This is a genomic window from Streptomyces sp. NPDC097129 (genome assembly GCF_055668065.1).
On sequence record NZ_JBVOQE010000007.1, the window covers coordinates 420,034 to 429,402 of the forward strand.

The window sequence follows — 9,369 nt, forward strand, 5'->3', positions numbered from 1 at the left end:
TCAGTCCACCGTCACGTAGTCGGGGCCGGAGTAGCGGCCCGTGGCCAGCTTCTGGCGCTGCATCAGCAGGTCGTTCAGCAGCGAGGAGGCGCCGAAGCGGAACCAGTGGTTGTCCAGCCAGTCCTCGCCTGCCGTCTCGTTGACCAGGACCAGGAACTTGATCGCGTCCTTGCTGGTCCTGATCCCGCCGGCGGGCTTCACGCCGACCTGGACGCCGGTCTGCGCCCGGAAGTCGCGCACGGCCTCCAGCATCAGCAGCGTGTTGGCGGGGGTGGCGTTGACGGCGACCTTGCCGGTGGAGGTCTTGATGAAGTCGGCGCCGGCGAGCATGCCCAGCCAGCTGGCGCGGCGGATGTTGTCGTACGTCGACAGCTCGCCCGTCTCGAAGATGACCTTCAGGCGGGCCGACGTCCCGCAGGCCTCCTTCACGGCCACGATCTCGTCGTACACCTTGAGGTACTTGCCGGCGAGGAACGCGCCACGGTCGATGACCATGTCGATCTCGTCGGCGCCCGCGGCGACGGCGTCCCTCACGTCGGCGAGCTTCACCTCCAGGGCGGCGCGGCCGGCCGGGAAGGCGGTGGCGACGGAGGCGACCTTGACGCCGGAGCCGGCGACGGCCTCCTTGGCGACGGCCACCATGTCGGGGTAGACGCAGACCGCGGCCGTGGTGGGGGCCGTCCGGTCGGTCGGGTCGGGCAGGACCGCCTTGGCGCCGAGCGCCCGGACCTTGCCCGGGGTGTCCGCGCCTTCCAGCGTCGTCAGGTCGACCATCGAGATGGCGAGGTCGATGGCGTACGCCTTCGCGGTGGTCTTGATGGAACGGGTGCCGAGAGACGCGGCGCGCGCCTCCAGGCCGACCGCGTCGACGCCGGGCAGCCCGTGCAGGAAGCGGCGCAGCGTGCTGTCGGACGCGGTGACATCCGAGACGGGGGTCCCGACCACGCGTTCAGCAGTGGGGGACTGTGCTGTGGGTGCGGTAGTGGGCATGCTCACCAGACGAGCATATCTACGCGCGTAGCGGATGTATAGCCCGCCAGGTTGCGGGGGTGGCACGGCGGCCAGGACGACACGCTCACCGAGGTGAGCCCGGGCACCCGGCGTACCGCTTACGGGGTCCGACGGCGGTGTCGGGCACAATCGGGGCCATGACCACCCCGGAGCACCCGTCACCAGCGCCGCAGCCGCAGGCCCCCGACGCCAAGGACCGCACCCACCGGTCGTCCGCCGGCATCGCCTCCGGCGTGATGCTGCTGGCCCTCGCCGGCTGGCTCGGCATCGACGCGATCGTGGTCGGGCACGGCCGCACGCCCTGGCTGGCGCTGGCCGGGCTGCTGCTGGTGGTGCCGCTGGTGGTGGCGTTCACCCTCCGCCCGGCGATCTTCGTGGGCGACGACCGGCTGCGCGTGCGCAACCCGCTGCGGGTGATCGTCCTGCCGTGGGGCACGGTGGGGGCCCTGCGCTCGGGCTACTCCAACGAGGTCGTCACCGTCTCCGGCACCAAGTACCAGCTGTGGGCCCTGCCGGTCTCGCTGCGGGCCCGCAAGCGCGCGTCACGGCAGCAGGCGCGGGCGGCGGCGTCCGGCCAGGAGGGCGGCCTGCTCGGTACGCCGGGCAGGGGCGCGGCGCGGACCGAGCCGCCACGCGCGCAGACCGACAAGGCGATGGACGACCTGAAGCAGCTCCGCGACGACCGCTGCACCGCGGAGTCCGCCCAGGGCGAGGTCACGGTCCGCTGGGCCTACGAGGTGATCGCCCCCGCCCTGGCAGGAGCGGTACTCCTGGCGATCCTGGCGTCCCTCGGCTGAGCCGCGCCCGGGGCGCCCCCGACGCCCCGGACGCCGCGGCCGCCGCGGCGGCCGCCTCGGGCAGCCGCGGCGGCCCTCGAACCACCGTCGGTGGTCCGACGCCGCCGAGGGCTCCGCGCCGGCTGGGCCCGGGGCGCCGGCCCGGGCCCCGAACTCCGGCGGCCCGGCCCTGCGTCCGCCGGGCGCCGGGCGCGCCCGGTTGGGGGCCCCGCGCGCGCCGGACACCGGGCTCGCGCCGGGCGCCGCTGCGTCCGCCGGGCCCTCGTACGCCACCCGTGACGCCGGTGCGGCGGGCGGCGCGAGCGGGCTCCGGCACTCCTGCTTCCGCCGGGGCCCCGAACGCGGCACGCTCGCGTCTCAGATCCCCGCGGCCACGGACAGGGTGCGCTTCAGCGCGTCCAGCAGCGGCGCCGCTGCGTCCGTCAGGCCCTCGTACGTCCCCCGTGACGCCCGGTGCGCCAGCCCGGGCCCCGAACTCCGGCGGGCCCGCCCCGCGTCCGCCGGGCCCCTGGCGCGCCGCTTGGGGGCTCGGCGCCCGCCGGGCCCTAGTACGCCCGCCGTGACGCCGGTGCGCCGCGGGGCGCCGAGGGTTCCCGCGTCGGCTGGGCCCCGGGGCCCCCGCCAGGGCTCCGAACTCCGGCGGGCCGGCCCCACGTGCGCCGGACCCCGGGGGCGCCTGCTTGGGGGCTCCGCGCCCGCCGGGCCCTCGTACGCCCCCGCGGCGCCGAGCGTGCTCCAGCACTCCCATGTCCGCCGGGGCCCCGAACGCGGCACGCTCGCGTCTCAGATCCCCGCAGCCACGGACAGGTCGCGCTTCAGCGCGTCCAGCAGCGGCGCCGCTGCGTCCGCCAGGCCCTCGTACGCCCCCCGCGGCGCAGGTGCGGCGCGCGGCATCGAGCGTGCTCCGGCACCCCCGTGTCCGCCGGGGCCCTGAACGCGCGCTGGGGTGCCCCCCGAAGGGGACACCCCAGCGGCACGCTCGCGTTTCAGATCCCCGCGGCTGCGGACAGGTCGCGCTTCAGTGCGGCCAGCAGGTCCGTTGCCCGGGCGCGGGCCGGCGGCAGGGCGGCGCGGTCCTGGACCGGGACGACGACCTCCAGGTAGCACTTCAGCTTGGGCTCCGTGCCGCTCGGGCGGACGATCACACGGGCGCCCCGCAGGGTGTACCGCAGGCCGTCCGTCGGCGGCAGCTTCTCCGTGCCCCGGGTGAGGTCCTCCGCGTTCACCACCGGCAGGCCGGCCAGCTCCGTCGGCGGCTGCTCGCGCAGACGGCGCATGGCCTCCGCGATCAGGGAGAGGTCCTCGACCCGCACCGACAGCTGGTCCGTGGCGTGCAGGCCGTGCTCCACCGCGAGGTCGTCCAGCAGGTCGAGCAGGGTGCGGCCCCGCTCCTTCAGCTCCGACGCCAGCTCGGTGATCAGCAGCGCGGCCGTGATGCCGTCCTTGTCGCGCACGCCGTCGGGGTCGACGCAGTAGCCGAGGGCCTCCTCGTAGCCGTACCGCAGGCCGTCGACGCGGGCGATCCACTTGAAGCCGGTCAGGGTCTCCTCGTGCGGCAGGCCCGCCTGCTCGGCGATCCGGCCGAGCAGGGAGGAGGAGACGATCGACTCGGCGAACGTGCCGCGCGCGCCGCGGCGGACGAGGTGCGCGGCGAGCAGTGCGCCGACCTCGTCGCCGCGCAGCATCCGCCAGTCCTCGCCGTCGCGGACGGCCACGGCGCAGCGGTCGGCGTCCGGGTCGTTGGCGATGACCAGGTCGGGGCCGGTCTCGCGGGCCTTGGCGAACGCCAGGTCCATCGCGCCGGGCTCCTCCGGGTTGGGGAAGGCCACGGTCGGGAACTCCGGGTCGGGCTCCGCCTGCTCGGCGACCAGCACCGGCTCCGGGAAGCCGGCGCGGGCGAACGCGGCCAGCAGGACGTCACGGCCGACGCCGTGCATCGCCGTGTAGACCGTCCGCGCGGTGCGCGCCGAGTCCGCGGCCAGGACCGCGTCCGTACGGGCCAGGTAGGCCTGAAGGACCGCGTCGTCCAGGACGTCCCAGCCCTCGGTCGGGCGGTCGACCGTCGTCAGACTGCCGATCGCGGCGATCTCCGCGGCGATCTCGGCGTCCGCGGGCGGCACGATCTGGGAGCCGTCGCCCAGGTACACCTTGTAGCCGTTGTCGCGGGGCGGGTTGTGGCTGGCCGTGACCTCCACGCCGGCGACCGCGCCGAGGTGCCGTATGGCGAAGGCGAGGACGGGCGTGGGCAGCGGCCGCGGGAGCACCGCCGCGCGCAGACCGGCGCCCACCATCACGGCGGCCGTGTCGCGGGCGAAGTCGGCGGACTTGTGGCGGGCGTCGTAGCCGACGACCACCAGGCCGCCCGCCTGGCCGTTCTTCTTCAGGTACGACGCGAGGCCCGCCGCCGCACGGATGACGACCGTGCGGTTCATGCGCATCGGCCCGGCGCCCAGCTCCCCGCGCAGCCCGGCGGTGCCGAACTGCAGGGTGCCGGAGAAACGGGCGGTCAGCTCCTTGACGTCCTCGGCGTCGATCAGCCGGGCGAGTTCCTCACGGGTGTCCGCGTCGGGGTCCTCGGCCAGCCACGCCTTGGCCCGGGCGATGACTTCGTCGTGCACGGTGGGGTTCAGCCTCTCGTCGTCGTGTGGGTTTTACAGACGGTCCAGCACCTGCGCCAGCAGGGAGCCCATGCGGGTGGCGCTGTCGCGGCCGGCCTGCAGGACCTCCTCGTGGTTCAGCGGCTCGCCCGTCATGCCGGCGGCGAGGTTGGTGACCAGGGAGATGCCGAGCACCTCGGCGCCCGCCTCACGCGCGGCGATGGCCTCGAGCACGGTGGACATGCCGACCAGGTCCGCGCCGATGACGCGGGCCATGCGGATCTCGGCCGGGGTCTCGTAGTGCGGGCCGGGGAACTGGGCGTAGACGCCCTCCTCCAGCGTGGCGTCGACCTCCTTGCACAGCGCGCGCAGCCGCGGCGAGTACAGGTCGGTCAGGTCGACGAAGTTGGCGCCGACGATGGGGGAGGTGGCGGTGAGGTTGATGTGGTCGCTGATCAGCACCGGCTGACCCGGACGCATGCCCTCGCGCAGACCGCCGCAGCCGTTGGTCAGCACGATGGTCTTGGCGCCGGCGGCGACGGCGGTGCGCACACCGTGGGAGACGGCGGCGACGCCGCGGCCCTCGTAGTAGTGCGTACGGCCGAGGAAGACCAGGGCGCGCTTGGTGCCGATGCGGTACGAGCGGATCTTGCCGCCGTGGCCCTCGACCGCCGGGGGCGGGAAGCCGGGGAGCTCGGTGACCTGGAACTCGGCCTCGGGGGCGCCCAGGGCGTCGACGGCCGGAGCCCAGCCGGAGCCCATCACGAGGGCGACGTCGTGGGTCTCGGCGCCGGTCAGTTCGCGCAGGCGCGCGGCAGCGGCGTCGGCGGCGGCGTACGGGTCGCCCTGGATGTCGTCCGGAAGAAGAGATGCGTTCACGGGGTCGAGGGTAGCCGAGCTTCGCCTACGCGCGTAGATGTCAGAGCCGACGGCATGGGGATCGTTGTCTTGTCGTTTCCGACGAGGGCCTCCGGCTCAGCGGGGAGAGGGCAGGTAGGGCCGCCGGCCCGCAGCCGCCGACGGCGGGGAGGGGACGGGGTGGGGGGTGTCCGCCCGCAGCGTCCGGCATCGGGCAACGGCGCCCCTCGTCGGAAGCGGGCGGCCGGACCGAGGACGGACACCCCCCACCCCGGCCCCGACTCAGAAACCGGCCGCAGGCGCGACAGCAACCGGCCACCGGACCGCAACGGGCCGCCGCAGGCATCAAAGGGGCGCGGGGCTGCATTCGATTTGCGGCTCCGCCGTGTGGGCGCGACCAGCCACCACGCAACCCGCACCCGACACACGACCCCCTAAGCCGGCCCAGCGACCCGCGGAGCGCTCAGCACGGCCGTTTCCGCAGCTCCATCACGTAGTCGTGCGGCGCGCCCGCCGATTCCGCCGCGTCGGCGATGTCGCCCAGGTAGCGGGCCGAGGGCAGGCCGCCCTCGTAGGCGTTCAGGGCGTAGGTCCAGGCGCGCTCCTCACCCTCCAGGGTGTCGACGCGGACGCGCGTGCGGCGGTAGATGTCCAGGCCGACGCCCTCCCAGCGGTCCAGGGAGGCCTCGTCCATCGGGGCGACGTCGTACAGCGCGACGAAGACCTGCGACAGCGGGTCCTCCACGATCGTCGCCAGCGCGCCCTCCCAGCCCAGCTGCTCCCCGCCGAACGTGAGCCGCCAGCCGCTCAGCCAGCCCGTCGCGCGCAGCGGCGAGTGCGGGGCGCGGCGGGACATCAGCCGCGCGTCGAGGTGGGCGGCGTACGCGGCGTAGAGCGACATGCACGAAGGGTACGGCAGTGACGTGTGCGTCACTGCGGTAACGGACGGGCCCCGAGGCGGTGGCACCTTGAAGCGTGCGGGACAATGGGATACGTGACTCGGATCGTGATCATCGGTGGCGGACCCGGCGGATACGAAGCGGCCCTGGTGGCCGCGCAACTCGGTGCGGAGGTGACCGTCGTCGACAGCGACGGTCTGGGCGGGGCGTCGGTGCTCACCGACTGCGTACCGTCCAAGACCCTCATCGCCACGGCCGAGGTGATGACGACCTTCGACTCCTCCTACGAGGAGCTCGGCATCATCGTCGCCGACGACACCCCGCCGCTGGAGCAGGCGGCCCGGGTGGTCGGCGTGGACCTCGGCAAGGTCAACCGGCGTGTGAAGCGCCTCGCGCTCGCCCAGTCGCACGACATCACCGCCTCCGTCACGCGGGCCGGCGCCCGGGTCATGCGCGGCCGTGGCCGTCTGGAGGGCATGCAGGCCCTCGACGGCTCCCGCAAGGTCGTCGTCACCGCTGCTGGGGGTACCCCCTCTGGGGGAGGCACCGAGGAGACGCTCACCGCCGACGCCGTACTGATCGCCACCGGCGGTCACCCGCGTGAGCTGCCCGACGCCCAGCCGGACGGCGAGCGCATCCTGAACTGGACGCAGGTCTACGACCTCACCGAGCTGCCCGAGGAGCTCATCGTGGTCGGCTCCGGCGTCACCGGCGCCGAGTTCGCGGGCGCCTACCAGGCCCTCGGCTCCCGGGTCACCCTCGTCTCCTCCCGCGACCGCGTGCTGCCCGGCGAGGACCCGGACGCCGCCGCCGTCCTGGAGGACGTCTTCCGCCGCCGCGGCATGAACGTCATGGCCCGCTCCCGCGCCGCCGCCGCCAAGCGGGTCGGCGACCGGGTCGAGGTCACCCTCGCCGACGGCCGCGTCATCACCGGCAGCCACTGCCTGATGGCGGTCGGCGCGATCCCGAACAGCGCGGGCCTGGGCCTGGAGGAGGCCGGCGTCAAGCTGCGCGAGTCCGGGCACATCTGGACCGACAAGGTCTCCCGCACCACCGCCCCCGGTGTGTACGCCGCCGGTGACGTGACCGGCGTGTTCGCGCTGGCGTCCGTCGCCGCGATGCAGGGCCGTATCGCCATGTACCACTTCCTGGGCGACGCGGTGGCCCCGCTGAACCTGAAGACGGTGTCCTCCAACGTCTTCACGGACCCGGAGATCGCCACCGTCGGCTACACCCAGGCCGACGTCGACGGCGGCAAGATCGACGCCCGGGCCGTCAAGCTCCCGCTCCTGCGCAACCCGCGCGCCAAGATGCAGGGCATCCGGGACGGCTTCGTCAAGATCTTCTGCCGCCCGGGCACCGGCATCGTCGTCGGCGGTGTGGTCGTGGCGCCGCGCGCATCGGAACTGATCCACCCCATCTCGATCGCGGTCGACAACAATCTGACGGTCGAACAGATCGCGAACGCGTTCACCGTGTACCCGTCCCTGTCGGGCTCGATCGCCGAGGTCGCCCGGCAACTGCACACCCGCAAGACGGCGGGCGAGGTCTGACGGACCGGCCCGGCTCCCCGCCCCCGCCGGGGAGCCGTCGCCGCTGGTCACGGGGGATCACGCCCGCTGCTCACGGTGCGTCGTCGAGCATGCGTGCGGCATAGGCGGCGGGACTAGGCCCCTATACCACTTCCCGTCACACCATGCGAACAACTTCCGTTATTCGGCGCATACTGCTGAAAGCAGACGGTCGCCCGCGTTACTGTCAGTTTCGTGTTCGCTGCAGAACGTCGCCAATTGATCCTCGAAATGGTGCGGGCCAACGGGGCCGTGTCGCTCCGTGAGCTCGCCCGCGTCGTCCAGACCTCCGAAGTGACCGTACGGCGGGACGTGCGGGCACTGGAGGCAGAAGGACTCCTCGACCGCCGGCACGGCGGTGCGGTGCTGCCGGGCGGGTTCACCCGCGAGTCCGGCTTCCCGCAGAAGTCCCATGTCGCGACCGCCGAGAAGACGGCCATCGCCGACCTCGCCGCCACCTTCGTGGAGGAGGGCGAGGCCATCGTGGTCGGAGCCGGCACCACGACCCAGGAGCTGGCCCGCCGGCTCGCCCGCATCCCGGGGCTGACGGTGGTCACCAACTCCCTGCTGGTCGCCCAGGCGCTGGCGCACGCCAACCGCGTGGAGGTCGTGATGACCGGCGGCACGCTCAGAGGCTCCAACTACGCCCTGGTCGGCAGCGGCGCCGAACAGTCCCTCCAGGGGTTGCGCGTCTCCCGCGCCTTCCTCTCAGGCAGCGGCCTGACCGCCGAACGCGGGCTGTCCACGTCCAACATGCTCTCGGCGTCCGTCGACCGGGCGCTCGTGCAGGCCGCCGCCGAGGTCGTCGTCCTCGCCGACCACACCAAGCTCGGCACCGACACGATGTTCCAGACGGTCCCCACCGACGTCATCACCCGCCTGGTCACCGACGAGCCACCGGCCCACGACGACCGCGCCCAGACCGAACTCCAGGCCCTCGCCGACCAGGGGGTGCAGATCGCCGTGGCCGGGGCGACGGGAAGCCAGGGGGGTGACCCGGTCCCGGCGCGCCAGCAGCGCCGGGACGTCCCCCTGCCGAACCCCCGCCGCGGCCACCTCCCCGGCATCCGCCCCACGGGCGTCCTCACCGACCAGCCCCAGCAGCCCGAACGCAACCGCGTGGCGGACATGCGACGGCGCTGACCCCGCGGGGAACGCCCGGCTCTCCCCGCCGACCGGCTGGAACGACGGCGGCCCGCATACGACGAAGCGCCTGGCGGACCGAGAGGCTCGGTCCGCCAGGCGCTTCGCTGTTCGTCGCGTGTGCGGGTCAGTCCGTGATCTCGCAGATGGCGGCGCCGGAGGTGAGGGAGGCGCCGACCTCGGCGGTGAGGCCCTTGATGGTGCCGGACTTGTGGGCGTTGAGGGGCTGTTCCATCTTCATGGCTTCCAGGACGACGACGAGGTCGCCTTCCTTGACTTCCTGGCCTTCTTCGACGGCGATCTTGACGATGGTGCCCTGCATGGGGGAGGCGAGGGTGTCGCCGGAGGCGACGGGGCCGGACTTCTTCGCGGCGCGGCGCTTGGGCTTGGCGCCGGCGGCGAGGCCGGTGCGGGCCAGGGACATGCCGAGGCTGGAGGGCAGGGAGACTTCCAGGCGCTTGCCGCCGACCTCGACGACGACGGTTTCACGGCC

Annotated in this window: 8 protein-coding genes; 3 read left to right on the forward strand and 5 right to left on the reverse strand. The window is 73.8% G+C overall.

Going from position 1 to position 9,369, the window contains the following annotated elements; translation table 11 throughout:
* Positions 1-990, reverse strand: coding sequence for a deoxyribose-phosphate aldolase (gene deoC / locus AC0B9F_RS22600; RefSeq protein WP_472005347.1), 990 nt, complete (start codon positions 988-990; stop codon positions 1-3).
* A 158-nt stretch (positions 991-1,148) separates the two neighbouring features.
* Here deoC and AC0B9F_RS22605 point away from each other — a divergent pair, with 158 nt between their 5' ends.
* Positions 1,149-1,808 (forward strand): PH domain-containing protein, encoded by a 660-nt coding sequence (locus AC0B9F_RS22605; protein ID WP_472005293.1) that lies wholly within the window; start codon positions 1,149-1,151, stop codon positions 1,806-1,808.
* A 986-nt stretch (positions 1,809-2,794) separates the two neighbouring features.
* On the opposite strand, the gene AC0B9F_RS22610 is transcribed toward AC0B9F_RS22605, so the two are convergent.
* From AC0B9F_RS22610 to AC0B9F_RS22620, 3 genes are all read right to left on the reverse strand, one after another.
* Complete coding sequence (locus tag AC0B9F_RS22610; RefSeq protein ID WP_472005295.1) at positions 2,795-4,426, reverse strand: phospho-sugar mutase; 1,632 nt, start codon at positions 4,424-4,426, stop codon at positions 2,795-2,797.
* Positions 4,427-4,459: 33 nt separating this feature from the next.
* Positions 4,460-5,284 carry a purine-nucleoside phosphorylase gene (locus AC0B9F_RS22615; protein WP_472005297.1) on the reverse strand — a complete coding sequence of 275 codons (825 nt, stop codon included), beginning with the start codon at positions 5,282-5,284 and terminating at the stop codon, positions 4,460-4,462.
* 442 nt (positions 5,285-5,726) lie between these two features.
* A complete protein-coding gene (locus AC0B9F_RS22620) occupies positions 5,727-6,164 on the reverse strand; it encodes a gamma-glutamylcyclotransferase family protein (RefSeq protein ID WP_472005299.1) in 438 nt (145 codons plus the stop codon).
* 84 nt (positions 6,165-6,248) lie between these two features.
* On the opposite strand from AC0B9F_RS22620, the gene AC0B9F_RS22625 reads away from it, so the two are divergent.
* Positions 6,249-7,715: an NAD(P)H-quinone dehydrogenase gene (locus AC0B9F_RS22625; RefSeq protein WP_472005301.1), complete on the forward strand. Its 1,467-nt coding sequence runs from the start codon at positions 6,249-6,251 to the stop codon at positions 7,713-7,715.
* Positions 7,716-7,952: 237 nt separating this feature from the next.
* Complete coding sequence (locus AC0B9F_RS22630) at positions 7,953-8,876, forward strand: DeoR/GlpR family DNA-binding transcription regulator (protein ID WP_472005303.1); 924 nt, start codon at positions 7,953-7,955, stop codon at positions 8,874-8,876.
* Positions 8,877-9,003: 127 nt separating this feature from the next.
* Here AC0B9F_RS22630 and AC0B9F_RS22635 read toward each other — a convergent pair.
* On the reverse strand, positions 9,004-9,369 hold a 366-nt coding region (locus AC0B9F_RS22635; RefSeq protein WP_472005305.1), incomplete at its 5' end, for an acyl-CoA carboxylase biotin carboxyl carrier protein subunit.

Bases quoted from the DNA above. Each gene is read 5' to 3' on its own strand.
- AC0B9F_RS22625 (WP_472005301.1), top strand. From the start codon at position 6,249: ATGGGATACGTGACTCGGATCGTGATCATCGGTGGCGGACCCGGCGGA.
- AC0B9F_RS22620 (WP_472005299.1), bottom strand. From the start codon at position 6,164: ATGTCGCTCTACGCCGCGTACGCCGCCCACCTCGACGCGCGGCTGATG.
- AC0B9F_RS22605 (WP_472005293.1), top strand. From the start codon at position 1,149: ATGACCACCCCGGAGCACCCGTCACCAGCGCCGCAGCCGCAGGCCCCC.
- deoC (WP_472005347.1), bottom strand. From the start codon at position 990: ATGCCCACTACCGCACCCACAGCACAGTCCCCCACTGCTGAACGCGTG.